The 23,410-nt window shown below is 66.6% G+C and carries 21 protein-coding genes and 1 riboswitch; of the genes, 13 read left to right on the top strand and 8 right to left on the bottom strand.

From position 1 onward, the window contains the following. Nucleotides 1–18 precede the first annotated feature (18 nt). Nucleotides 19–2,766 carry a [protein-PII] uridylyltransferase gene (locus tag ACNFJ7_RS16065; RefSeq protein WP_019369652.1) on the top strand — a complete coding sequence of 916 codons (2,748 nt, stop codon included), beginning with the start codon at nt 19–21 and terminating at the stop codon, nt 2,764–2,766. A 14-nt stretch (nt 2,767–2,780) separates the two neighbouring features. Further along, nucleotides 2,781–3,179: a VOC family protein gene (locus tag ACNFJ7_RS16070; RefSeq protein WP_019369653.1), complete on the top strand. Its 399-nt coding sequence runs from the start codon at nt 2,781–2,783 to the stop codon at nt 3,177–3,179. Between the two features lie 6 nt (nt 3,180–3,185). On the opposite strand, the gene ACNFJ7_RS16075 is transcribed toward ACNFJ7_RS16070, so the two are convergent. Next, nucleotides 3,186–3,563, bottom strand: a complete 378-nt coding sequence (locus ACNFJ7_RS16075; RefSeq protein ID WP_019369654.1) for a PRC-barrel domain-containing protein — start codon at nt 3,561–3,563, stop codon at nt 3,186–3,188. 129 nt (nt 3,564–3,692) lie between these two features. Between ACNFJ7_RS16075 and recO the strand changes: the two genes are divergently transcribed. The 3 genes from recO to ACNFJ7_RS16090 all read left to right on the top strand — a co-directional run bounded on the left by recO (nt 3,693) and on the right by ACNFJ7_RS16090 (nt 6,652). Beyond that, entirely contained in the window at nt 3,693–4,424 is a 732-nt protein-coding gene (recO, locus tag ACNFJ7_RS16080; RefSeq protein WP_019369655.1) for a DNA repair protein RecO, read from the top strand. Between the two features lie 75 nt (nt 4,425–4,499). After that, a complete protein-coding gene (leuB, locus tag ACNFJ7_RS16085; RefSeq protein WP_419724228.1) occupies nt 4,500–5,552 on the top strand; it encodes a 3-isopropylmalate dehydrogenase in 1,053 nt (350 codons plus the stop codon). After that, nucleotides 5,549–6,652: a glycosyltransferase gene (locus tag ACNFJ7_RS16090; RefSeq protein WP_019369657.1), complete on the top strand. Its 1,104-nt coding sequence runs from the start codon at nt 5,549–5,551 to the stop codon at nt 6,650–6,652. Before leuB ends, ACNFJ7_RS16090 begins: the two co-directional genes overlap by 4 nt. Before the next feature lie 45 nt (nt 6,653–6,697). Here the strand turns inward: ACNFJ7_RS16090 and ACNFJ7_RS16095 are convergent, their stop codons facing one another. Beyond that, nucleotides 6,698–7,813, bottom strand: coding sequence for an NADH:flavin oxidoreductase (locus tag ACNFJ7_RS16095; RefSeq protein WP_019369658.1), 1,116 nt, complete (start codon nt 7,811–7,813; stop codon nt 6,698–6,700). 84 nt (nt 7,814–7,897) lie between these two features. Continuing rightward, nucleotides 7,898–9,202 (bottom strand): phospholipid carrier-dependent glycosyltransferase, encoded by a 1,305-nt coding sequence (locus tag ACNFJ7_RS16100; protein ID WP_019369659.1) that lies wholly within the window; start codon nt 9,200–9,202, stop codon nt 7,898–7,900. A 1,198-nt stretch (nt 9,203–10,400) separates the two neighbouring features. Here ACNFJ7_RS16100 and ACNFJ7_RS16105 point away from each other — a divergent pair. The 3 genes from ACNFJ7_RS16105 to ACNFJ7_RS16115 are packed head-to-tail and all read left to right on the top strand — an operon-like array spanning nt 10,401 to nt 12,801. Further along, complete coding sequence (locus ACNFJ7_RS16105) at nt 10,401–11,609, top strand: trans-sulfuration enzyme family protein (RefSeq protein WP_019369660.1); 1,209 nt, start codon at nt 10,401–10,403, stop codon at nt 11,607–11,609. Next, nucleotides 11,606–12,010: a Co2+/Mg2+ efflux protein ApaG gene (apaG, locus tag ACNFJ7_RS16110; protein ID WP_019369661.1), complete on the top strand. Its 405-nt coding sequence runs from the start codon at nt 11,606–11,608 to the stop codon at nt 12,008–12,010. Before ACNFJ7_RS16105 ends, apaG begins: the two co-directional genes overlap by 4 nt. Next, nucleotides 12,007–12,801, top strand: a complete 795-nt coding sequence (locus ACNFJ7_RS16115; protein ID WP_058805465.1) for a LysR family transcriptional regulator — start codon at nt 12,007–12,009, stop codon at nt 12,799–12,801. Before apaG ends, ACNFJ7_RS16115 begins: the two co-directional genes overlap by 4 nt. Here ACNFJ7_RS16115 and ACNFJ7_RS16120 read toward each other — a convergent pair. Genes ACNFJ7_RS16120 through ACNFJ7_RS16135 form a run of 4 tightly spaced genes read right to left on the bottom strand, consistent with a single transcriptional unit; the run spans nt 12,798 to nt 17,165 of the window. Further along, the gene (locus ACNFJ7_RS16120) at nt 12,798–13,580 is read right to left on the bottom strand and encodes an ABC transporter ATP-binding protein (RefSeq protein ID WP_019369663.1); all 783 of its coding nucleotides are present in this window, start codon (nt 13,578–13,580) and stop codon (nt 12,798–12,800) included. The genes ACNFJ7_RS16115 and ACNFJ7_RS16120 overlap by 4 nt on opposite strands. Beyond that, nucleotides 13,571–14,542, bottom strand: a complete 972-nt coding sequence (locus tag ACNFJ7_RS16125; protein WP_019369664.1) for a FecCD family ABC transporter permease — start codon at nt 14,540–14,542, stop codon at nt 13,571–13,573. Before ACNFJ7_RS16125 ends, ACNFJ7_RS16120 begins: the two co-directional genes overlap by 10 nt. Then, on the bottom strand, nt 14,539–15,366 hold the full coding sequence (locus ACNFJ7_RS16130) for an ABC transporter substrate-binding protein (protein WP_019369665.1): 828 nt from the start codon (nt 15,364–15,366) through the stop codon (nt 14,539–14,541). The genes ACNFJ7_RS16125 and ACNFJ7_RS16130 overlap by 4 nt, the downstream gene beginning before the upstream one ends. Next, nucleotides 15,363–17,165, bottom strand: coding sequence for a TonB-dependent receptor plug domain-containing protein (locus tag ACNFJ7_RS16135; RefSeq protein WP_236704518.1), 1,803 nt, complete (start codon nt 17,163–17,165; stop codon nt 15,363–15,365). The genes ACNFJ7_RS16130 and ACNFJ7_RS16135 overlap by 4 nt, the downstream gene beginning before the upstream one ends. Nucleotides 17,166–17,317: 152 nt before the next feature. Then, a riboswitch (cobalamin riboswitch) is annotated at nt 17,318–17,513 on the bottom strand. A 161-nt stretch (nt 17,514–17,674) separates the two neighbouring features. On the opposite strand from ACNFJ7_RS16135, the gene ACNFJ7_RS16140 reads away from it, so the two are divergent. Further along, nucleotides 17,675–18,283, top strand: coding sequence for a DUF4142 domain-containing protein (locus tag ACNFJ7_RS16140; protein WP_019369667.1), 609 nt, complete (start codon nt 17,675–17,677; stop codon nt 18,281–18,283). A gap of 21 nt (nt 18,284–18,304) precedes the next feature. Here ACNFJ7_RS16140 and ACNFJ7_RS16145 read toward each other — a convergent pair whose 3' ends face one another. Next, entirely contained in the window at nt 18,305–18,754 is a 450-nt protein-coding gene (locus ACNFJ7_RS16145) for a bactofilin family protein (protein ID WP_019369668.1), read from the bottom strand. 288 nt (nt 18,755–19,042) lie between these two features. Between ACNFJ7_RS16145 and rpsL the strand changes: the two genes are divergently transcribed. The 4 genes from rpsL (at nt 19,043) to tuf (ending at nt 23,384) form a co-directional block, all read left to right on the top strand. Continuing rightward, nucleotides 19,043–19,414 (top strand): 30S ribosomal protein S12, encoded by a 372-nt coding sequence (rpsL, locus tag ACNFJ7_RS16150; protein ID WP_010545715.1) that lies wholly within the window; start codon nt 19,043–19,045, stop codon nt 19,412–19,414. A gap of 62 nt (nt 19,415–19,476) precedes the next feature. Then, complete coding sequence (rpsG, locus tag ACNFJ7_RS16155; protein ID WP_019369670.1) at nt 19,477–19,947, top strand: 30S ribosomal protein S7; 471 nt, start codon at nt 19,477–19,479, stop codon at nt 19,945–19,947. Nucleotides 19,948–20,013: 66 nt separating this feature from the next. After that, entirely contained in the window at nt 20,014–22,110 is a 2,097-nt protein-coding gene (gene fusA / locus ACNFJ7_RS16160; RefSeq protein ID WP_019369671.1) for an elongation factor G, read from the top strand. Between the two features lie 80 nt (nt 22,111–22,190). Further along, on the top strand, nt 22,191–23,384 hold the full coding sequence (tuf, locus tag ACNFJ7_RS16165) for an elongation factor Tu (RefSeq protein WP_019369672.1): 1,194 nt from the start codon (nt 22,191–22,193) through the stop codon (nt 23,382–23,384). Nucleotides 23,385–23,410 lie beyond the last annotated feature (26 nt).

Below are 23,410 nucleotides of genomic sequence, written 5' to 3' on the forward strand. Positions count from 1 at the left end.
CCTCCTATCTGACTCGCCATGCCCACCCGCTTCGCTTCCGTTCCCCATCGGCGCTCCCTGATCGACCGCCGTGCCGTCGCCGAGCAGCTCGCAGCGCTCGACGCGCGCGACACCGCGGCACTGCGCCAGGCCGCGACCGGCGTGCTGAAGGCGGCGCTGGACCGCGGCCGCGCGGAGATTGCGCGGCGGCTGGCCGAGCATCCCTCGCGCGGGCTGGAAGCGGCGGCGGCGGGCGCGTTCCTGACCGACCAGATCCTGCGGCTGCTGTGGGACTTTACCGTCGAGCGGCTGCACCCCAATGCGAACCCCACCGCCGCCGAGCGGATGACGCTGATCGCGGTGGGCGGCTATGGCCGCGGCGAGATGGCGCCGCATTCGGACATCGATATCGGCTTCCTTACCCCCTGGAAGGTCACCGGCTGGAGCGAGCAGGTGATCGAATCGATGCTCTATTCGCTGTGGGACATGCGGCTGAAGGTGGGGCATTCGTCGCGCTCGCTCGACGAGATGGTGCGCCAAGCCAAGGCGGACGTGACCGTGTGCACCGCGCTGCTCGAGGCGCGCTATGTGTGGGGCGATACCGACCTGTACGAAGAGGCGGCAGTACGCTTCAAGGCCGAGGTGCAGGCCGACAGCGCGCGCGGCTTCATCACCGCCAAGCTCGACGAACGCAATGCGCGCCACAAGAAGATGGGCGACAGCCGCTATGTCGTCGAACCCAATGTGAAGGAAGGCAAGGGCGGCCTGCGCGACCTGCACACGCTGTTCTGGATCGGCAAGTTCGCCTATAACGTGCGCGAGCCCGCCGAGCTGGTGGAAGCCGGGCTGCTGACGCCGGCCGAATATCGCCAGTTCCGCCGAGCCGAGAATTTCCTGTGGGCGGTGCGCTGCCAGCTGCATCTGATCACCAACCGGCCCGAGGACCGGCTGACCTTCGACGTACAGCGCGAGATTGCCGAACGGATGCGCTTCGCCGATCGGCCCGGCATGTCCAAGGTCGAGCGCTTCATGCGCTATTACTTCCTGCAGGCGAAGGTGGTGGGCGACCTGACCGGCGTTTTCCTGGCGCATCTGGACGAGAAGTTCGCCAGTAGGGGTCGGCGGTTCGGTTTGCCGGCGCTGTGGCGCGGGCGGCGCAAGCTGAAGGGATTCGTACTGGAGCGCGGGCGGCTGGCACTGCCGCGCGACGATTTCTTCCGCGAAGATCCGGTGCGGCTGATCGAGCTGTTCGCGCTGGCCGATCAGCACGAGCGGGAGATCCACCCGCTGGCGATGCGGGCGGCGGCGCGCGACGCCAAGCTGGTCGACGACGTACGCACCGATCCGCGCGCCAACGCGCTGTTCCTTTCGGTGCTCACCTCGCCGCGCGATCCGGAGACGGTGCTGCGCTGGATGAACGAGGCGGGTGTGTTCGGCCGGTTCGTGCCGGACTTTGGCCGCGTCGTCGCGCAGATGCAGTTCGACATGTATCACCACTATACGGTGGACGAGCACTCTATCCGCGCGATCGGGCTGCTCAGCCGGATCGAGAAGGGGCAGCTGAAGGAAGACCATCCGCTTGCCAGCGGGATACTGCACCAGTTGACCTCGCGCCGGGCGCTGTATGTCGCGGTGCTGCTGCACGATATCGCCAAGGGCCGCAGCGGCGATCATTCCATCCTGGGTGCTGAAGTCGCCGAGCGGCTTTGCCCGCGACTGGGGCTCACCCCCGCCGAAACCGAAATGGTCGCGTGGCTGGTGCGCTGGCACCTGCTGATGTCGGCCACCGCGTTCAAGCGCGACCTGGCGGACTTCAAGACGATCCTCGACTTCACCGCGCAGGTGCAGAGCGCGGAGCGGCTGCGCATGCTGCTGGCGCTGACCGTGGTGGATATCCGCGCCGTGGGGCCGGGGGTGTGGAACGGCTGGAAGCGCCAGCTGCTCGGCAACCTTTACGAAGCCGCCGAGGAAGTGCTGCGGCTGGGCCATAAGCAGCGTGGGCGCGGCGAGCGAATCGCCGCCAAGCAGGACGATCTAGCCGCGGCGCTCGGCTGGGACTCTGCGCGGTTCGAGGCGTTCAAGAAGCGCTTCACCGAAAGCTACTGGATCGCCGAGCCGTCCGACGTGCTGGAGCGCAACGCGGTGATGGTGGCGCAGGCGGGCAACGCGACGCTGCACGTCGAGGCGCAGGTATATCCCGATCGCGGCGCGACGCTGGTGACGGTCTATGCGTCCGACCATCCGGGCCTGTTCTATCGCATCGCCGGTGCGATCCATGTCGCGGGCGGCAACATCATCGATGCGCGCATCCACACGACCCGCGACGGCATGGCGCTGGACAATTTCCTCGTACAGGACCCGTTCGGCCAGCCCTTCGACGAGGAGGCGCGACTCAATCGGCTGAAGGCCGGCATCGCCGATGCGCTGGCAAACCGCGCGCGACTGTCCGAACGGCTGAAGACCAAGGCGCCAGTGCGGCTGCGCGCCGATGCCTTCTCGATCGAACCCAATGTGTTCATCGACAACAAGGCATCGAACCGCTTCACCGTCATCGAGATCAACGCGCGCGATCGACCGGCGCTGCTCTACAGCCTGGCGCACGCGCTGTTCCAGTCGAAGGTTACGATCCATTCGGCCCATGTCGCCACCTATGGCGAGCGGGCGGTGGATACCTTCTACCTGACCGATCTCATCGGTGATAAGATCACCTCCACGTCGAGGCTCAAAACGATCGAGCGGCGGTTGCTGGAGGCAGCGGCAGGCGAAGAGATCGCGCAGGCCGCCTGACAGGGGGGCGGGGCATGCCGGTGGTTGGACTGGGCGGATATTTCTTCCGTGCGCGGGATCCTGAGGCGCTGGCGACCTGGTATCGCGAGATGCTGGGCGTGGGGGGCGGGTGCGGGACCGATGCCCAGGGGCAGCCCAGCCCGTGGTTCTGGTATCCAGAAGCCGGGCCGGTGGTGTTCCAGCCCTTTGCCGCGACCACCGACTATTTCGCCGCCGACAAGCAGGCGATGCTGAACCTGCGCGTCATCGATCTGGACGGGCTGCTGGAGCAGCTGCACGCCGCCGGCGTGGCGATCGAGACGCGCGCCGAATGGGACACGCCCGAAATCGGGCGTTTCGCGCGGATCCACGATCCGGAGGGCAACCCGATCGAGTTATGGGAGCTGCCGGCCGAAGCCGACTCCGCCGCCTGACGCGGCTCAGCCCGTGGGCAGGCGATCGACGCGGGCCGCCGACAGGCCGTAATAGCCGGACACGCGATCGGCATAGGCCTGGGTAAATTCGGGGGGATTGCTCGCCCAGCTCGGCCCGCCTTCGAGCACACGCCGATCGATGGTGACGATGTAATCATCGCCACCGGCATCATAGGCGATCAGTTCGAACGGCAGCGGATAATAGCTTTTGCCCATGCCGAGAAACCCGCCGAGGCTGAGCACGGCATAGAGCGTCTGTCCGCTGCCCTTTTCGACCATGAATGCCTGGACCTGACCCAGCGAATCACCATCGCGGCTGCGTACCTTCAGCCCGTCGACGCGGGCGGTGACGAGCAGGCTGGTGGTTTCGGTCGATTCGGACATGACGGGTCGTTCCTCTGCTTGGCTGCAGCGTTTGGAATGCCTGAAGCGCATTGTCGTTCCGGAGGCGCGACGAGCGGCGTGCCGGCAGATGGCATTTCCTATCGCCCGCGCTCCGCCTAGAGGAGAGCGATGCATCTGCGCGCCGAGGCCCTGATCCTGAGCGTTCGCCCGCATGGCGAACATGGCGCGATCGTACGGGCGCTGACCGCCGCGCACGGGGTGCAGCCCGGCTATGTGCGGGGCGGCCGATCGCGGGCGTTGCGGCCGGTTCTGCAACCTTCGAACGCCGTGCTGGGCGAGTGGCGCGCGCGCACCGATGAACAGCTTGCGGGGCTGGCCGTCGAATTGCTCCACAGTCGCGCGCCGCTGTTCGGCGAGCCGTTGCCGGCGGCGGCGCTGGCGTGGGTGACCGCGTTGACCGCGGTGACGCTGCCGGAAGCCTTGCCCTTTCCCCGACTATATTCGGCGCTGGAAGGGGTGCTGGCGGCGATCGAGGCGGCGCCCGCCGCACGGGGATGGGCCGTCGCGCTGGTGCGGTACGAGCTGCTGCTGCTGGCGGAACTCGGCTTCGGGCTGGACCTGACGCGGTGTGCGGTGACGGATGCGACCGAAGATCTGGCCTTTGTGAGCCCGAAAAGCGGCATCGCGGTGAGCCGTACGGGCGCGGCAGGCTATGAGGCGCGGCTGCTCGCGCTGCCTCCCTTCCTGCAGATGGGGGGCGAAGCGGGATGGGACGATATCCTCGCCGGATTGCGGCTGACCGGCCATTTCCTCGCGCGCGACTTGCTGACCGGCAAGGGGGCTGAGCCGATCGCGGCGCGCGAGCGGCTGGTGGACCGATTGTTGCGGGCGGTTGCCTAAACCGCCCCCGGGCGGCTAAGCGGCGTCCCCAGTCTCTCGCCCGTCGATCCCGATGGGCGTCGTCAGGGAAATGCGATGCCGTTGATTGCTGTTCTGCCCGGTGACGGGATCGGCCCCGAAGTGACGCGCGAGGCGCGCCGGGTTCTCGAAGCGCTGGACCTGGGCCTGACCTTCGAGGAAGCCCCGGTGGGCGGTGCCGCCTATCTGGCCACCGGCCGCCCGCTGCCCGAGACGACGCTGGCGCTGGCCAAGCGCGCCGATGCGGTGCTGTTCGGCGCGATCGGCGATCCGCGGTTCGAGGGGCTGGAGCGGGCGTTGCGCCCCGAAGCGGCGCTGCTGGGCATCCGCCGCGAGCTGGGCCTGTTCGCCAATCTGCGCCCGGCCACGCTGTTCGCCGGCCTGGAAGACGCGTCGCCGCTCAAGCCCGAGGTGGTGCACGGCCTGGACATCGTGACCGTGCGCGAACTGACCGGCGACGTCTATTTCGGCGAAAAGGGCCGCCGCAGCACGATGGAAGGGCTGCGCCAGGGGTTCGACGTCATGAGCTATGACGAGCGCGAAGTAGAGCGGATCGCACGGGTGGGCTTCGAGATGGCGAAGCGTCGTCGCAAGAAGCTCTGTTCGGTCGACAAGGCGAACGTGCTCGAGACCTCGCAGCTGTGGCGCGACGTCGTCAACGAGATGGCGACCGACTATCCCGAGGTCGAACTGACCCACATGTATGTCGACAATGCCGCGATGCAGCTGGTGCGCGCGCCGGCGAAGTTCGACGTGATCGTGACCGGCAACCTGTTCGGCGACATTCTGAGCGACCAGGCGAGCATGTGCGCCGGATCGATCGGGATGCTGCCGTCGGCATCGCTGTCCGACTGGTCGGGCGCGAACGGCATGTACGAGCCGATCCACGGCAGCGCGCCCGACATTGCCGGCCAGGGCAAGGCGAACCCTTGCGCTGCCATCCTTTCCGCTGCCATGTTGCTGCGGCACTCGCTGGACGATGAAGCATCGGCCCAGCGCATAGAAAAAGCGGTTGCCGCAGCGCTCGCCAAGGGCGCTCGGACGGCCGATCTCGGGGGTTCCCTTCCAACCACCGCGATGGGGGATGCGGTGCTGCTGGAGCTTCAGTGAGCGACACCCTGCTCGAACTTGCGATCGTTATTCCCACGTTCAACGAACGCGCCAACGTTCCTTTGCTGATCGCCAAGCTGGATGCGGCCCTTGCCGGTCGCGCCTGGGAAGCGATCTTCGTCGACGACGACAGTCCCGATGGGACCGCCGATGCCGCGCGTGCGATCGGGCGGGCGGACCCGCGCGTGCGCGTGATCCAGCGGATCGGGCGGCGCGGGCTATCCTCCGCCTGCATCGAGGGGATGTGCGCCACCGCGGCGCCGTGCGTGGCGGTGATCGACGGCGACCTGCAGCATGACGAGACGCTGCTGCCGAAGATGCTCGATGCGCTGCAGGCGGATGCGACGCTGGACGTGGTGGTCGGATCACGCTTCTGCGAAGGTGGCTGCACCGGCGACTGGGACCGCGAACGTGTGGCCAAGTCCGCCTTCGCGACCAAGCTCTCCCGCCAGGTGCTGAAGGCCGACCTGACCGATCCGATGAGCGGATTCTTCATGATCCGTAGCGAGATCCTGCGCGGGCTGGCGCCGGTGCTGTCGGGCATCGGCTTCAAGATCCTGCTCGACATCATGACCGCGAGTCCGAAGCCGCTGCACTTTCGCGAGCTGCCCTATGTGTTCCGCGTGCGGACGGAAGGGGAGAGCAAGCTCGATTACGTCGTGGCGATGGAATATCTGATCGCGCTGTACGACCGGATGTTCGGCAAGGTGGTGCCGGTGCGCTTCGCGATGTTCTCGGCGATCGGGGCGGCGGGAGCGGCGCTGCATCTGGCGGTGCTGTTCGTGCTGTTCCGCATGCTGGGCCTGCCGTTCGTGACCGGCACGATCCTGGCCACGATCGTCGCGATGACGTTCAATTTCCTGCTCAACAATGCGCTGACCTATCGCGAGCGACGGCTGAAGGGCGCCGGGCCGATGCTGGCGGGATGGTTCAGCTTCTGTCTGGTGTGCGGCGTGGGTGCGGCGGCCAATGTCGGGCTCGCGGCCTTCCTCCACAATGTGCAGCATGGCGACTGGCGGCTGTCGGCGCTGGCCGGAATCGCGGTGGCCGCGGTGTGGAATTTCGCGCTGTCGTCGCGGTTCGTGTGGGGGCGGTATTGACCGAACGATAGCCCCTCCCCTTCAGGGGAGGGGCTTACGTCCGCCTTACACCAGCTCCGCCAGGGCCGCCGGGCTGAAGTCCTTCAGGCCTTCGCTGTCGCCGGCCTGCACCTTCTTCGCCCAATCGGCATCGCTGATGAGGGCGCGGCCGACGGCGATCAGGTCGAACTCGTCGCGCTCCATCCGATCGATGAGCTTGTCCAGATCGGTGCGCTGCGAGGTCTCGCCGCCGAACGCCGCGATGAATTCGCCCGACAGCCCGACCGAGCCGACGCTGATCGTAGCAGCGCCGGTGAGCTTCTTCGCCCAGCCGGCGAAGTTCAGGCCGTTCTCGCCATCGACCTCGGGAAACTCCGGCTCCCAGAAGCGGCGCTGCGAGCAGTGGAGCACGTCCGCGCCGGCATCGACCAGCGGCTGGAGCCACGACGCCATCTCGTCCGGCGTGGTGGCGAGACGAGCGGCATAGTCCTGCTGCTTCCACTGGCTGAGGCGCAGGATAACCGGGAAGTCCGGGCCCACCGCCGCGCGGACGGCCTTCACCACGTCGACCGCGAAGCGCGAGCGTTCGGCGATCGTCGCGCCGCCGTAGCTGTCCTCGCGCGTGTTGGTGCCGGCCCAGAAGAACTGATCGATCAGATAGCCGTGCGCGCCGTGGATCTCGACCGTGTCGAAGCCGAGCCGCTTGGCATCCGCAGCAGCCTTGGCAAAGGCGGCGATGGTATCGGCGATGTCCTGCTCGCTCATGGCTAGGCCGCGCGGCTTATCCGGCGCGAGCAGGCCCGAGGGGCTTTCCACGTCCACGTCCGGCACCCAATCGGTCATCGTCCGCGTGGAGCCGGTGTGCCAGATCTGCGGCGCCATCTTGCCGCCGGCGGCGTGCACCTCGTCGATCACTGTCTTCCAGCCGGCAAGCGCTGCGTCGCCGTGGAAAAAGGGAATGCCCGGATGGTTGCGCGACGCCGGACGATCGATCACCGTGCCTTCTGACAGGATCAGGCCAACGCCGCCGTCGGCCCGGCGGCGATAATAGGCGGCATTGGCGTCGCCGGGAATTCCTTCGGGGGCGAAGGTCCGTGTCATCGGCGCCATGACGATCCGGTTGGGCAGATCGAGCGACTTGATGCGAAAGGGGCGGAAGAGGACGTCGGTCGGCGCGGCCATGGGGGCTCCGTTGCGATCTGAAACTGATGTGAAGCTAGGGCCTGCCGACCGCGCTTCAAGATGGCTGCGCGACCGCAACGAAATTTATCGCCAGTTGGGGAACCACATCCAGTGGGTGAAGCCCAGCGGGCCGTCGAGCGGGGCGGCGGAGAGGATCGGGTAAAAATAGCCGAAGCAGACCAGCGCCAGCGCGACATACCATTCTTCCCAGCCGCGCTGGCGGTTGCGATCGAAGTGATCGAAGGTCACCGGCAGCACCAGGCAGAGGAAGATCGCCGAGAGGTGATAGTAATAATAGAAGCCGAGCGACTTCGGGATGATGGCATAGATCGCCACCGAAAAGGTCCAGAGCAGCGCAAGCGCAACCGGGCGCACCGCTCGGCTGCGGAACCAGGCGGCATAGGCGGCGAGCACCGCGACCAGCCCGCCCCACATGATCACCGGGTTGCCGATCAGCAGCACGCCCCGCTGGGCCCCGGAATCCCATTCGTAGAAGAACCAGATCGGCCGCAGCATCAGCGGCCAGCTCCACCAATCCGACTGGTAATTGTGCGGGGCGAGCACCTGGGTCTGCGCCGCGTACATTTCGCGCTGGAGGGTAAGCAGGCCGCCCAGCCCCTCGGTCGCGCCGGTGAGATAGAAGAAGGTTGGGGCAAAGGTGAGGAAATAGACGGGAATGCTGATCGCGCCGAGCAGCACCAGTGCCGCCAGGGTGGACAGGCCGGGCCAGTGCGGCTGATCGGGTGCGAGCAGCGTGGCGGCGAGCGGGCGCTGTGCGCGGCGCGCATCCCGCACGCGGATCGCGACGAAGGCGAGGGCGACCATCGCGATATAGGGGGCCGCCGCCCATTTCACCGCGGTCGCCAAGCCGAACAGCGCCGCGCCGACGCACCAGCGCCAGCGCACCTGCGCAGGGCTGCCGCGCATCGCCCAGAGCAGGAATACCAGCGCCCAGAGCAGAAAGGCGCCGAGGAACACGTCGAGCATGGCGGTGCGCGCCTGGACGAACAGGCTCTGGTTGAGCATCGCCAGCGCCGCCCCGGTCACCGCCACCCGCAGCCGACCGCGCATCAGGATCATCAGAAAGGCAAAGACGCCGAGCACCGTCACGGTGCCCGCGATCGTCGGCATCAGCCGCCAGCCAAAGACATTGTCGCCGAGCAGATCCATCCCCGCGCCGATCAGCTCCTTGCCGAGCAGCGGATGTTCGATGTTGCGCGGGCCGGACAGTTCGATCAGCGCCTTCGCCGCGGGCACATAATGTACCTCGTCGAACATGATGCCGCCGGGCCGATCGAGATGGATGGTGAACAGCAGCTGCGCGGCCAAGCCGATCAGCAGGGCAACGAGCCACGGACGGGTGGCGAGAGCCGGAAGGCGGGGACGCATGGGCGCAGGCCTAGCGGAGGCGACCGCGGAGCGGAAGAGTGCGCGGCGACGAAGATCGTAGCAAGGCGCTTCGCCCAATTTTGGCGGCGGCCACCGGGCAAAGTTTAGGAAGTTTAGGCCTTCGCGGGTCTCGCGACGGCCGAGTGATGGGATGCGAAGTTTAGGAAGTTTAGGCTCGTGGAGGTTCCGCATCCGCCTGCTCCCCCAAAGCACGGCCCCGGGGCCGCGAAGCGCATCGCGCGCAGAAAGCGTCATGCAACGGAGTCAAAGAGCGCCCGCCAGGAGGCAGGACTGCTGGTACAAATAGGGAACACGTTGACGGACGCAAGGAGATGCCTGCCGCGTACGACCAATAGGATGATCATGGCAGCGAACGGCCAGAGTTGGGTGGAAAGCGGACACGTCGGTCATCAGTTTATAACGGGCCGAACAGACTTCCACGGTGCTTCCGCACAACCTCGCCTTCTGCAGAATCCTGCCTTCACCACTTCCGTCCTCACCCACGCAGCGCGCTTGGTTGAAGTGCCCGGTTCAAATTGAATTACGACCCGGCCGCCGCCGTTTGGAAACTTCGCCTTCTCAGCCAGGTATTTCACCAGCGTGCTAGCACTTATCGGCTGCGTGTTCCAAAAAAATTCACCGGATTTAGGAACTTCTATCAAGTCGCCATCGAGGAACTTGGAGGTGTTATCCGATGGAAAGGCATCTACATACGCTACTTGCTCGGAGGGCAAGCTGCTTGGTGGCCCGTTGCTTTTGTCACAACCCAAAAGCGACATGGCTATAACTGTGAGGCCAATAGCTCGCATACGCACAGTGTCTCAGGGACCTTCAATGTCCGCAAGTGGGCGAGAACCGCCTGTGTGGAATCTCGCGATGTGGTTGCTCGCCTGATTTGCATAGCCGACGTCGATGCAGGCGGGAAGGAACGCACCGCCCGTAAGGCCAGCATGAATCTAGTTCGCGAACTCATCAGCCCCACAGTGCCCGGCCATGCCGACGTCTGCTCGCCGGGCGAACGCCCGTCCCCTTTCGCCGGATCGTTCGGCCGCACGAGGCGCTTGTTGCTGCGGGTGGGGTTCCGGGCTGGTGGCCCGCTCCTTGTTCTTCGCCAGAAGGCGAGCGCTTTCGCCGTCGCTTCGCGCGCCATCGCGCCAAAAGGTTGACGCCGCGCCCCCAAGCGCCGCAAAGCAAACCCATGAAGCGTCGTACCGGACAAGACCCGAGCATCACCCGAACCTGGAAGCCCGCGACTCAGGCGGTGCGCGGCGGCACGGCGCGCTCGGAATTCGGCGAGACCAGCGAGGCGCTGTTCCTCACCTCGGGCTATGCCTATGATTGCGCAGGCGACGCCGCCGCGCGCTTTGCCGGCGAACAGGCCGGCATGACCTATTCGCGCCTGCAGAACCCGACGGTGGAGATGCTGGAGCAGCGCATCGCCCTGTTGGAAGGCGCGGAGGCATGTCGCACCATGGCGACCGGCATGGCGGCGATGACGGCTGCACTCCTTTGCCAGGTGCGCCAGGGCGATCATATCGTACAGGGCCGCGCCGCCTTCGGATCGTGCCGCTGGCTGACCGACACGCTGTTGCCGCGCTTCGGCGTGGAGACCACCACGATCGATGCGCGCGATCCGCAGCAGTTCGAGGATGCGATCCGGCCGAACACCAGGATCTTCTTCTTTGAAACGCCGGCCAACCCGACGATGGACGTAGTGGACCTGGAAGCGGTCTGCGCCATCGCGCGGAAGCACGGTATCGTGACGGTGGTCGATAATGCCTTCGCCACGCCCGCGCTCCAGCGGCCTATGGACTTCGGCGCGGACGTGGTCGCCTATTCCGCTACCAAGATGATGGACGGGCAAGGCCGCGTGCTGGCGGGCGCGGTGTGCGGATCCGAGGATTTCATCACGAACACGCTGCTCCCCTTCACCCGCAATACCGGCCCGACGCTGAGCGCGTTCAACGCCTGGGTGGTGCTGAAGGGACTGGAGACGCTGGACCTGCGCATCCGCCGCCAGAGCGAGAATGCGGTGAAGGTGGGCAGCTTCCTGGAGAAGCGGGTACCGCGGGTGAACTTCCCCGCGCTGCCCAGCCATCCGCAGCACAAACTGTTCATGCGCCAGATGGCCGCCGCCGGACCGATCTTCAGCTTCGAAGTCGATGGCGGCCGCAAGCAGGCGCATGCGCTGCTCGACGGGCTGGCGCTGATCGACATCTCCAACAACATCGGCGATTCGCGCTCGCTGATGACGCACCCGTCCTCGACCACCCATTCGGGCCTGGCCGAGGAGAAGCGGCTGGAGATGGGAGTCACCGAGGGAATGATTCGCATCAACGTCGGCCTGGAAGATGCGGACGACCTGATCGCCGATCTGGACCAGGCGCTGACGGGTGCCGGCTTGTGAAGGCGCTGTTCACCGACGAGGCGACGACGCGCGGCGTGGTCGTTCGCGTTTCGGTGTCGTACCTGCCCGAGCAGTCGGAGCCAGATCGCGGCCGCTGGTTCTGGGCCTATCATATCCGCATCGAGAACGAAGGCCCAATGGCAGTGCAACTGCTCACCCGGCACTGGATCATCACCGATGGGCGCGGCCTGCGCCACACGGTGGAAGGCGAAGGCGTGGTGGGCGAGCAACCGGTGATCGCGCCCGGCGCGAGCTTCGACTATGTCTCCGGCTGCCCGCTTTCGACCCCGAACGGATCGATGCAGGGGAGCTATCACATGATCGGCGAGGACGGATCGGCGTTCGACGTTGCGATCCCCCGCTTTTCGCTGATCGCGCCGGCCGTGGCGGGCGAGCAGTGAAGCGGACCCATCTTCCTCTCAATGGCATGCGCGTGCTCGATGCTGCCGCGCGCCATCTCTCCTTCACCCGCGCGGCGGACGAGCTGGCGGTGACCCCGGCTGCCGTCGGCCAGCAGATCCGCGCGCTGGAGGATACGCTGGGCGTGGTGCTGTTCCGCCGCACCACCAAGGGCCTGGAACTGACGCCCGAGGCGCAGAGCGGGCTGGCGGCGCTGCGCAACGGATTCCTGCAGTTCGAGGAAGCGGTGCGCGCGATGCAGGCGGGGCAATCCTCCAAGTCGCTGACCATCGCCGCGCCGCGCGACCTGACCGCCAAGTGGCTGATGCCGCGTCTGTCCGACATTGCCCGCGCCGATCCCGACCTGCGCTTCGTGCTGGTGCCCGCCGACGATGCGCTCGATTTCACCGAAGCCAATCTCGACCTGGCGATCCGCTGGGGCGAGGGCCCGGGGGAGCATGAAGGCGAGGCGCTGGAAAGCGACGGCATGATCACCGTCGAGCGGCCCGGTGGCGGCGGCATCGACGTGCGGATCTCCTGGCCCGGCTGCATGGCCGAGGATGCCGGATCGCTGGTGCGCGTCGCAGATGCGGGGCTCGCGATCGACGCGGCGGCGCAGGGGCTGGGCCGGGCGACCGTGCCCGAGCTGCTCGCCCGCGCCGATATGGAGGCGGGCCGCGTGGTCGTGGTCGGCGAGCCCAAGGCGTCGCGACTCGGCTATTGGCTGGTCGCCCCGCTGCCGCAATGGCGACAGAAGAAGGTTCAGACGCTGGTCGAGGCGCTGGGGGGCTAAACGCTTCTGGTGCGGCCGATCGGCACCGGCAGCAGCCGGCCCTGGTCGTCGCCGATCACCATCACCTCGACGCCGAAGGCATCGCGCAGCGGCTGGTGGGCGAGGGCGGTCTCGGCCGGGCCGAAGGCGATGGTTCTGCCCTCGCGCAGCAGCAGCACATCATCGGCGGCGCGGGCCGCCTGGACAAGATCGTGCAGCACGATCACCACCCCCATGCCGCCGGCCGCAAGCGCGCGCAGGCGATCGAGCAGATCGAGCTGGTGGACGGGGTCGAGGCTGGCGAGCGGCTCGTCGGCGAGCAGCCACTGCGGCTGCCCCGCCAGCACGCGCGCCAACAGCACGCGGGCGCGCTCGCCGCCCGAAAGCTGCGTGACGAGTCGATCGGCGAGGGGAGCGATGGCGGTGGCGTCGATCGCAGCATCGATGGCGGCGCGATCTTCGGTCGACAGCCCGGCGAACGGCGCGCGATGCGGCAGGCGGCCGAGCGCGACGAGATCGGCCACGCGAACATCCCAGTGCACCGTCGCTTCCTGCGGCAGATAGCCGATGCGGCGGGCGCGTTCGCGCGGGTCGAGCCGGCCGAGCAGCTTGCCGCCGAGCTTGACCTGGCCGGCATCGGGATCGAGCAGCCCGGCAAGCGTGCGCACCAGCGTGGATTTGCCCGAACCGTTCGGGCCGAGGATCGCGGTGACCTTGCCCGGTCGCAGCACCGCGTCCAGCCCCTGCAGCACCCGGCGCTTGCCGAGGCTGACGGCGAGATCGGAGACGCTCAATTCCATGTCGACCGCCGGAGCTTGAGGAGCAGCGCGAAGAAGAACGGGGTGCCGAGCAGCGCCATCGCCACCCCCAGGCGGATCTCGCCGGGGCCGGGGGCGAGGCGGACCAGGCTGTCCGCCGCAAGTACCAGGGCGGCACCGCCGAGCGCGCTGGGCAGGAGCAGCGCGGAAGGGCGGGCACCGGTGACCGGGCGGAGCAGGTGCGGCACGATCAGGCCGACAAAGCCGACGACGCCGGTCACCGCCACGCTGGCCCCGACGGCCAGGCCGGTGCCGAGCACGACGAGCAGCTGCGTACGCTCCAGCCGCAACCCCATCGATCGCGCCGCCGCCTCACCCAGAGTCAGCGCATCGAGCGCGCGGCCGGTGAACAGCAGCAGCGCGCAGCCGACCAGGATGAAGGGCAGAGCAAGCTGCACTTCGGCGTAGCTGCGGTCGGTGAGCGCGCCCATGATCCAGTCGAGAATCTCGGCGGTGGCATAGGGGTTGGGCGCGATCGAGATCAGGAAGCTGGTAAGCGCGGCGCCAAGGCTGGCCAGCACAGTGCCCGCGAGGATGAAGGCCACCGCGCTTTCCGCGCGCCAGGCGAGGCCGGCGAGCAGCAGCATCGATCCGCAGGCGGCCGCCATCGCGCAGCCGAACAGCATCAGCGGCGCGGTGCTGCCCAGCAGCACGATTGCGCCGACCGCTCCCAGCGCGGCGCTGGAAGAGACGCCGACCACGGCGGGATCGGCAAGCGGGTTGCGCAGGAACCCCTGCAGCACCGCGCCGGACAGGCCCAGCGCCGCGCCGATGGCAAGGCCCAGGATCGCGCGGGGCAGGCGCAGCTCGGCGATGATCCACCAGCGCGGATCGGAGCTGAACCAGGCGGCCGGCGGCACCCAGAACTTGCCCGCCATCAGCGAGCCGGCGAACAGCAGGGCGACAAGCAGGGCCAGGCCGGCATGGAGAACGACTCGGTTCAAGGAACACTCCGGCGGATGGCGGCGAGGCGAGTCATCGCGGCGGGAATAACGGGGCCGCCGCAATTGACCAGATGGCGCGGGAAGCGCGCTTGAAGCACGGACAGGCCGGTTTCGGCAATGACGCGCTTGCGCAGCGCTGCGGCGCGCGAGTCGCTGTCGTGCCCGGCGCCATCGGGTGCGAGCATCACGCGCGGCGGATCCGCGATCACCCGCTCCATCGGCAGCTGGCCGGTATGGACCAGCCCGTAACGCGCCGCCTGGTTGGTGAAGCCCGTGCGGACCATCATGTCGTCGAGCAGCGTCTGGCTGCCGTTGACGAGGTTGCCGCCGATCCACAGCAGCGCGGGAGCGCCGGCACCGTGCCAGCGGGTGGCGGCGACGGCGGCATCGATCCGGGCGTTCATTGCAGCGCCCTTGGCCGATGCACCCACGGCGGCGGCGAGTTCGGTCACCTGGGCCTTGCTCGCCTCGATCGACGACGGGATGTCGAGGTAGAGCGTCCTCAGCCCGGCGCGGGCGAAGGCTTCGCGCGTGGAAGGCGGGGTGAAGCTGCTGGCGATCACCAGATCGGGCTTCATCCCGATCACTTCCTCCGCCGTGCCGCTGGTGCCGCGAAAGCGGCGGGCGAGGTCGAGCGGAATGGAGGTGGATTCCGCCGCTTGCGAATAATGGCTGATCGCGGCGATGCGCGCGGGTGGCACCAGCTCCATCAGGGCTGCATCGGCGCAGGGATTCATCGAAACGATGCCGCCGCCGCCGGTGGACGGCGGCGCCGCGCAGCCCGCGGCCATCAGGCAGGCGAGCAGCGCGGCGCCGCGGATCACTGGAACCGCACCCGGATGCCGCCGTACGCCGCACGGCCATAGCTGCTGTAGCCGGCGATCTGCTGATAGCGTGCGTCGCCGATGTTATCGACGCGGCCATAGACCGACAGCAGGCGGTTGAGCGGCATTTCCGCCCGCACGCCGGCCAGCGCGAAGCCGTCGATGCGGGTGGCGTTGCCGGCATCGTTGAAGCTGTCGCCCACCATCGTCACCGTGCCGCCGACCGAGAGGCCGAAGGGCAGGCGATAATCGGCAGAGACGCTGCCGCTGTCGCGCGGGCGCCGAGGCAGGTCGCGGCCGAGGCTGCCCGCGCTGCGGTTCTCGGCATAGACATGGGTGAAGTTGGCGCGCACCGTCATCGCCTCGACCGGTCGGAGCACGGCTTCGAGCTCGATGCCCTCTGCACGCGTCTTGTTGAGATTGAAGTAGCTGGACGTGGCGAAGTTATAGTCAATCTGGTTGTCCGCGTCGCGGTGGAACCAGGTGGCGCCCAGCGCGAGCTTGCCGCCCGCGAGCATCTGGCGCACGCCCGCCTCGTAGCTCTGCGCGGTTTCGGGTTGCAGGTCCGCAAAGCCATAGGCGCTGTAGAGCTGGTAGAGCGTCGGCGCCTTGAAGCCTTCGCCATAGCTGGCGTGGAGCAGCGTATCGGCAGTGGCGCGCACCGCGAGATCGGCGTTCCAGGTCCAGTGATTGCCGAAGCGGCTGTGATCGTCGTTGCGGACGCCCGCCGTCACCGTCACCGGCGCGATCGGCGTGACGATCGCCTGACCATAGACGCTGGTGATGCCGGCCGAATAGCGGCCGGTGCTGCCAAAGCCTTCGTCATAGCGGATCCGGCTCTGCTCATGCTCGGCGCCGAACACGATGCGGAGCTGCTGCGCGATCCGCGCATCGCCCTGATAGAGATAGCGTTCGGCGCGGCCGCGATAGCGATAGGCGATGCTGTCATCGGCATTGTGGCCGTCGCGATCGATATCGGAGAAGGTGAAGCCGATCCGGCTGCGCAGCGCGCCGCCAAAGGCTTCGTGGCGCAGGCCGGCATAGCCATAGACTTCCTGGGTCTTGGCATATTCGCCCGTGTCGCCGAACGCGAAGCTGGGCGGCGCATAGCCGTCGAGATCGACCTTGCCGTCGGCATAATAGCCGCGCAGATCGATCGCCAGGCCTTGGGCGAGGTTCACCGTGACGTTGCCGGTGGCGCCGAACTGGCGATAGCCGTCCGCTTCCGTGCCGCTGGCCGCCGCCGAGATGCCGTCGGTGGTGAGATACCCGGCGGAGAGCCCCGCGGTGATCCGATCGTTGCCGCCGGCAATCGCGGCGTTGCCGTTGAACGTGCCGAACGATCCACCCTCGGCATTGCCGCGGACCTTCAGGCCCTGGCTGCCCTGCAGCGTGGTGACGTTGACCACGCCGCCGATCGCCTGGCTGCCCCAGATCACCGAATTGGGCCCGCGCAACACCTCGACCCGTTCGATCGAGCCGGAGAGCAGGCTGGCGAAGTTGAACGCACCGCCGGTGGAAGAAGGATCGTTCACGCGCACGCCGTCGATCAGCACCAGTGTCTGGTCGCTCTGCGCGCCGCGGATCGAGAGCGCGGTCGCAGTGCCGAGACCGCCGTTGCGCACGGCGGTGATGCCGGCGGTGGTGGCGAGCAGATCGGAGAGCGCGACGGTCTGGCGCTGCTCGATCTCGGTGCGGTCGATCACCGTCACGGAACGGCCGACTTCGTCCGCCGGCTGGGCGACGCCGCTGGCGACGACGATGATCTTTTCGTCCTCGCGCTGAGCATGGGCAGCCATCGGTGCGAGCGCGGCGGTGGCAGCAAGGGAAAGTCGCAGGAATCGCATCTGGTACAGACACCCGAAAACGCGGGCCAACCGGGCCCGGCATGGTTTGGTGTCGCTCGCGCGGGGATTTCAGCCCCGATCACCCGGTGCACCCCGCCCGCGTGAAGGAATCGACGGCAACGGGCAGGTCTCCTGGCTTCCGGGTCGTCGCTGGCGTGCCGCCTTCCCGAAGCCGGCGGCTCCAGTGGCAGAGAGTGGCACGCCGGCTCGCCGGCTACAGTTGCGGGGGCAGCCTCGGACTATGGACCGAGTTCCCTTTTCATCCTCCCGTGGGAGGACACCCATTGCGGCGGCGGCTTTAGCGCCAAGGCGCGGCGGCGGGCAAGCCCCGGCGGCCGGCAATGCCTTGAGAGCTCTTAACCTGGCATAGTTTCGCAATTGAAATCAGGTAGATGGATTCGAGGTTTCGGAACAGCACGGTGCAAGGCGCGTTCAGTCGTGCCAGGAACGAGGAGTATCCAATGATGAAGAAGCACCTGCTGATCCTGGGTCTTGCACCCGTGCTCGCGCTGGGCGCCTGTGGCGGCAACACCGAGAATACGGCGATGGACAATGGCGCCGTGGTCACCAACTTGCCCGCCGACGAGGGCATGGGCGACAATATGGGCGCGATGAACGGGATGGGGGACAACGCGATGGCGGCCGCCCCGATGACCGGGCAGGATTTCGCCAACACGGTCGCCGCCAGCGACGCCTATGAGATCGCCGCCGGCCGGCTGGCGCAGACCAAGGCGACCAGCGACGACCTGAAGGATTTCGGCAAGGACATGGTGGAGGAACACACCAAGTCGACGGGCAAGCTGAAGACCGCGGCCGGCACCGCCAGCCCGGCCATCACCCCTGCTGCGGCGATGACCGCCGAGCAGCAGGCCAATCTGCAGGCGTTGCAGACGGCGACGGGCACGGCGTTCGACACCGAATACAAGGCACAGCAGGTGGCCGCACATGAAAAGGCGCTTGCTGCCGTGCGCGCCTATGCCGCCAGCGGCGACGTGCCGGCGCTGCGCGAGTTCGCCAGCGATGCCGAAGACATGATCTCCAAGCATCACGACCGCATCCGCGGCATGTGAGTGCCGGCGGGGAAGGCGGGTTCAGCCCGTCTCCCCGCCCACTGCCTGAAGCAGCACCGGGGCCGGCGCCGCGGCGGCCGCATTGGCGCCGCCCATATGCTTCAGCCGGCCGTCGATATGGCCGCCCTGTTCCACCGTCAGCGTTTCGTATTCGACATCGCCGGTGATTCGGGCGGTTCGTTCGATGGTGAGCTGGCGCACGCAGACCGATCCTTCGACCAGCCCGGCCAGCCGCGCGTCTTCGGCTTCCACCCGCCCGAAAATCTGACTTTCGGCGCCCTGAACCAGGCTGCCGCAGCGCACATCGCCCTCGATCCGGCCGTCGACATGCAGATCGGACGTCGCGGCGATGTTGCCGGCGACGACGATATCCGCGCCCAGTACCGAGAACTGGCCGCGCCGGGCATGCCCCTGCGCCTGGGCGCTGCCCGAGGCGGGACGCTCGTCGCGATTGCGGTTGCCGTTGAACATGTCTGCTCCCCATGCGGTGGTTGCCGAATCCCTGGTCCGCGGGCTAGCACAGCCGCGTTGCGGTGGCAGCCCCGGGAAGCTGCGAGCCCGCGCGGGCGCAGCGGTTGACCGCGAGGGCGCGCATCGATATAGGCCGCCCGGTTCCGCGTGGGGCGATTCCCCTTGTGGCGCAAAGAGCTGAACGTTGCTGGAGACGCAATCGCCCGGGGGGCTGAGGCCGCCGGGGCTTTTTCGTATTCTGTCCAACAGGGCTCCAGCAAAGTAACCATCTGAAAGGTGAAGGGCTTCATGCCGACGATTAACCAGCTGGTCCGCAAGGGCCGCGAACCGCAGAAGGCCAAGAGCAAGGTCCCTGCGATGGAACAGAACCCGCAGAAGCGCGGCGTTTGCACCCGCGTGTACACGACGACCCCGAAGAAGCCGAACTCGGCGCTTCGCAAGGTGGCCAAGGTCCGTCTGACCAACAGCCGCGAAGTCATCAGCTACATCCCGGGTGAAGGCCACAACCTGCAGGAGCACTCGGTGGTGCTCATCCGCGGCGGCCGTGTGCGCGATCTTCCCGGCGTCCGCTACCACGTCCTTCGCGGCGTGCTCGATACGCAGGGCGTCAAGGATCGCAAGCAGAGCCGTTCGAAGTACGGCGCGAAGCGTCCGAAGTAATCAGGCCATAGTAAGCCCCGAACAGGTTTCGGAACGGCTGAAGATCATAAGGAAAAGTTGAGATGGCACGTCGTCGTCGTCCCGAGAAGCGGGAAATCCTGCCCGACCCGAAGTTCGGGGATGTGGTTCTTTCGAAGTTCATGAATTCGGTGATGCTGGACGGCAAGAAGTCCGTCGCCGAAGCGATCGTGTACGGTGCGCTCGAAACCGTCGAGACCCGCGCCAAGCGCGAGCCGCTCGGCGTGTTCCATGACGCGCTGAACAACATCAAGCCCGGCATCGAAGTCCGCAGCCGCCGCGTCGGCGGTGCGACCTACCAGGTCCCCGTCGAAGTGCGCCCCGAGCGCGCCCAGGCGCTGGCGATCCGCTGGCTGATCGCATCGGCTCGCAACCGCAGCGAGCACACCATGGCCGCCCGTCTTTCGGGCGAGCTGATGGATGCGGCGAACAACCGCGGCAACGCGGTGAAGAAGCGCGAGGACACGCACCGCATGGCGGAAGCGAACCGCGCCTTCAGCCACTACCGCTGGTAAATTTCTTACCTACATATTGGGGAGCTGGACGGTCCGGCTCCCCAAATTTTCAAGGAAACCACGATCATGGCCCGCAGCCATCCGCTCGAGCGTTACCGCAACATCGGCATCATGGCCCATATCGACGCCGGTAAGACGACCACGACCGAGCGCATCCTTTATTACACCGGCAAGTCCTACAAGATCGGCGAAGTGCATGAAGGCACCGCCACGATGGACTGGATGGAGCAGGAGCAGGAGCGCGGGATCACGATCACGTCTGCTGCGACCACGTGCTTCTGGCGCGCTGCCGACGGCAAGGGCGAAGAGCACCGCATCAACATCATCGACACCCCCGGCCACGTCGACTTCACCATCGAAGTCGAGCGTTCGCTGCGCGTGCTCGACGGTGCGGTTGCGTGCTTCGACGGCGTTGCCGGCGTTGAGCCGCAGTCGGAAACCGTGTGGCGCCAGGCCGACAAGTACGGCGTGCCGCGCATGTGCTTCATCAACAAGCTCGATCGCACCGGCGCCGACTTCTATTTCTGCGTGAACTCGATCGTCGACCGCCTCGGCGCGCGTCCGGCAGTGCTGTATCTCCCGATCGGCATCGAGGGCGGCTTCAAGGGTCTCGTCGACCTGGTCGAGAACCGCGCGATCATCTGGCTCGAAGAGAGCCTGGGTGCGAAGTTCGAATATCAGGAAATCCCGGCGGATCTCGCCGAGAAGGCTGCGAAGTATCGCAGCGACCTGATCGAGATGGCCGTCGAGCTCGATGACGAGCTGATGGAAGCCTATCTCGAAGGCAACGAGCCGAGCGTCGCCGACCTCAAGCGTCTGATCCGCAAGGGCACGCTGGAGATGGCGTTCGTGCCGGTGATCTGCGGCTCGGCGTTCAAGAACAAGGGCGTGCAGCCCCTGCTCGACGCCGTGATCGACTATCTGCCGAGCCCGCTCGACGTTCCGGCGATCAAGGGCGTCAAGCTCGACGGCGAGACGCCGGACGAGCGTCCGTCCTCGGACACCGAGCCGTTCGCGGCGCTGGCGTTCAAGATCATGAACGACCCGTTCGTCGGCACCCTGACCTTCGCGCGCATCTATTCGGGCAAGCTCGAAGCGGCCACCACCGTGATGAACTCGGTGAAGGACAAGAAGGAAAAGGTCGGCCGCATGCTGCTGATGCATGCGAACAGCCGTGAGGACATCCAGGAAGCCTATGCGGGTGACATCGTCGCGCTCGCCGGCCTCAAGGATACCACGACCGGTGACACGCTCTGCGCGCAGAACGCCCCGATCATCCTCGAGCGGATGGAATTCCCCGAGCCCGTGATCGAGCTTTCGGTGGAGCCGAAGACCAAGGCGGACCAGGAAAAGATGGGCGTCGCGCTCAATCGTCTTGCCCGCGAGGACCCGTCGTTCCGCGTCTCCTCCGACTCGGAGAGCGGCCAGACCATCATCAAGGGCATGGGCGAGCTCCATCTCGAGATCCTGGTCGACCGCATGAAGCGCGAGTTCAAGGTCGAGGCGAATGTCGGCGCGCCGCAGGTGGCGTATCGCGAATATCTCGCGAAGCCGGTCGACATCGACTACACGCACAAGAAGCAGTCGGGCGGCACCGGCCAGTTCGGTCGCGTCAAGGTCAAGCTGACGCCGGGCGAGCGTGGTTCGGGCATCATCTTCAAGGATGAGATCAAGGGCGGTAACATTCCGAAGGAATATATCCCCGCGATCGAAAAGGGCTTCCGCGAGACGGCAGCTACGGGCTCGCTGGTCGGCTTCCCGATCATCGACTTCGAAGTGCTGCTGTATGACGGTGCGTACCACGACGTCGACTCGTCGGCGCTGGCCTTCGAAATCACCGCACGTGCGGCGATGCGCGAAGCTGCCCAGAAGTCCGGCATCAAGCTGCTCGAGCCGATCATGAAGGTCGAAGTCGTCACCCCGGAAGACTATCTGGGCGACGTCATCGGCGACATGAACAGCCGTCGTGGCCAGATCCAGGGTACGGACACCCGCGGTAACGCGCAGGCCGTCACTGCCATGGTGCCGCTGGCGAACATGTTCGGCTATGTGAACGCGCTCCGCTCGTTCACCCAGGGCCGCGCGCAGTACACGATGCAGTTCTCGCACTATGACGAAGTGCCCGCCAACGTCGCCGACGAAGTGAAGGCAAAGCTGGCGTAATCGGAAAACAGCCGCTATGGGGCCGCGTTCTCGCGAGTCCCCTGGCGGCACGGGAAATTGAATCAGAAGGTAGGAAGACAATGGCGAAGGCAAAGTTCGATCGGAGCAAACCGCACCTCAACATCGGCACCATCGGTCACGTCGACCATGGCAAGACGTCGCTGACGGCTGCGATCACCAAGATCCTCGCGGAGAACGTTGCGGGCAACGCCGCGGTCGATTTCGCGAACATCGACAAGGCACCGGAAGAGCGCGAGCGCGGCATCACCATCTCGACCGCGCACGTCGAGTATGAAACCAACAGCCGCCACTATGCGCACGTCGACTGCCCGGGTCACGCCGACTATGTGAAGAACATGATCACCGGCGCGGCCCAGATGGACGGCGCGATCCTGGTGGTGGCAGCGACCGACGGTCCGATGCCGCAGACCAAGGAGCACATCCTGCTCGCCCGTCAGGTCGGCGTGCCGACGATGGTCGTGTTCCTCAACAAGGTCGACCTGGTCGACGACGAGGAAATCCTCGAGCTGGTCGAAATGGAAATCCGCGAAGAGCTCTCCAAGCGTGAGTTCGACGGCGACAACATTCCGATCATCCGTGGTTCGGCTACCGCCGCGCTCAACGGCACCGACGACAAGCTCGGCAAGGAAGCCATCCTGGCGCTCATGGCCGCCGTCGACGAATCGATCCCCGAGCCGGATCGTCCGCTCGACAAGCCGTTCATGATGCCGATCGAAGACGTGTTCTCGATCTCGGGTCGCGGCACCGTGGTGACCGGCCGTGTCGAAACCGGCATCATCAAGGTTGGTGAGGAAGTCGAGATCGTCGGCATCCACGACACCCGCAAGACCGTCGTGACCGGCGTGGAAATGTTCCGCAAGCTGCTCGACCAGGGCCAGGCCGGCGACAACGTCGGTGCGCTGCTGCGTGGCGTCGCTCGTGACGAGGTGGAGCGTGGTCAGGTTCTGGCGAAGCCGGGCTCGATCAAGCCGCACACCGAGTTCAAGTCGGAAGTGTACGTCCTGTCGAAGGACGAGGGCGGCCGTCACACGCCGTTCTTCGCGAACTATCGTCCGCAGTTCTACTTCCGCACGACCGACGTGACCGGCACCGTCGAGCTGCCCGAGGGCACCGAGATGGTGATGCCGGGCGACAACGTCTCGCTGGGCATCAAGCTCATCGCGCCGATCGCCATGGACGTCGGCCAGCGCTTCACGATCCGCGAGGGCGGCCGTACCGTCGGCGCCGGCGTGGTCGCGCAGATCGACAAGTAAGCACTTCGCCGGCGCATGCCGGCAGG

The organism is Sphingomonas sp. HT-1, from assembly GCF_048568905.1.
Taxonomy (GTDB): Bacteria; Pseudomonadota; Alphaproteobacteria; order Sphingomonadales; family Sphingomonadaceae; genus Sphingomonas.